This is a genomic window from Methylobacterium symbioticum (genome assembly GCF_902141845.1).
Lineage (GTDB): Bacteria > Pseudomonadota > Alphaproteobacteria > Rhizobiales > Beijerinckiaceae > Methylobacterium > Methylobacterium symbioticum.
The window spans coordinates 1-1173 of the sequence record NZ_CABFPH010000233.1 but is presented as its reverse complement, the minus strand read 5'-3'; the positions used below and the strand labels follow the sequence as shown (position 1 = coordinate 1173).

Below are 1173 nucleotides of genomic sequence, written 5' to 3'. Positions count from 1 at the left end.
CCAGCGCCGCCGCGAGCCCGGCGGCCCCGGCGCCGACGACGGCGACCTCGAAGCGGGGCGGGGCGGAGGCGGAGATCTCGGGCATCGGGGACTCGCGGGCTGGGGCGGCCCGGCGGAGCGGAGAGCGCGGGACGCGCGGCGGCTCCCGGACGGCTCCACCGAACGGCACCGTCCGGGCTACCCTCCCAAGTGGCTCCGCAGGACCGCGAAGGCAATGCATCCCAATGGCATCCAATCGCCATCCGGGCCATCTGCGGCCGGGCGCGGCCTGCGGCGGGGGGTCCCGGCCGGCTCGGGAGCCATGCCCGCAGCGCGCTTGTCGGGGGGCTGCCGGACCCGCTACCCGGCCATCGGAACCACGGGGATGGGGGAGCCAGGATGGCCGATACAGACGACAGCTATGTCTACGACGAGGCGCTCGGCGAGTGGCGTCCCGCCGGAGCTTTGGCCGAGGCCGACACGGGCCGGGCGCCGGTCCGCGACGCGGCGGGCAACCTGCTGGCCGACGGCGACGCCGTCACCCTGATCAAGGACCTGAAGGTCAAGGGCACGAGCCAGACCCTGAAACAGGGCACCGTGATCCGCTCGATCCGGCTGACCGACGATCCGGAGGAGATCGACTGCCGCCACGAGAGCATCAAGGGCCTCGTCCTGCGCACCGAGTTCGTGCGCAAGCGCTGAGCGTCCGGCCGGGCAGGGCGGTGGACGGGATCGGCGGAATCCGCTTCCGGGCTTGACAATATTCCTGTTTTGTGCTCATTTGCCCGCACCTGCCGCCCGGCATCGTGCGCGATGAGCGCCCGCTGCCTTTCGGGGGCCCGTCCCGGGGACCGACCGGGAGGGGCGCGGACGGCGGGGCGGTGCCCGCGTCACCGGCCTCGGATCCGGCCGGTGCCCCGGGCGGCGTGCCGACGCAAGGTCTGCTCGGATCCGGGCGGTGAGGCGGGCTGAGGAAATGCGCCTGTCCCGACCCGGTTCTGGGGGACCGCCAGAGCCTCGCCGGCCCGACCCACTACGAGGCGGGCCTCGCGCCGGACGGGCGTATGTCAGCGTGCACGGGGTTCCCGTCCCGACAGGGACCGGACCCGGCCAGCGGCAGTCGCGAGGTCGGAGGACGCCGGGACAGACACCGCGACGACAAGACGGATGGGCGGGCTTGCAGCAGGGCCTCTC

The 1173-nt window shown here is 74.0% G+C and carries 1 protein-coding gene; it reads left to right on the top strand.

Annotated elements, in window-relative coordinates; translation table 11 throughout:
- Positions 1-378 precede the first annotated feature (378 nt).
- Entirely contained in the window at positions 379-681 is a 303-nt protein-coding gene (locus tag MET9862_RS29015; RefSeq protein WP_142586317.1) for an alkylphosphonate utilization protein, read from the top strand.
- Positions 682-1173 lie beyond the last annotated feature (492 nt).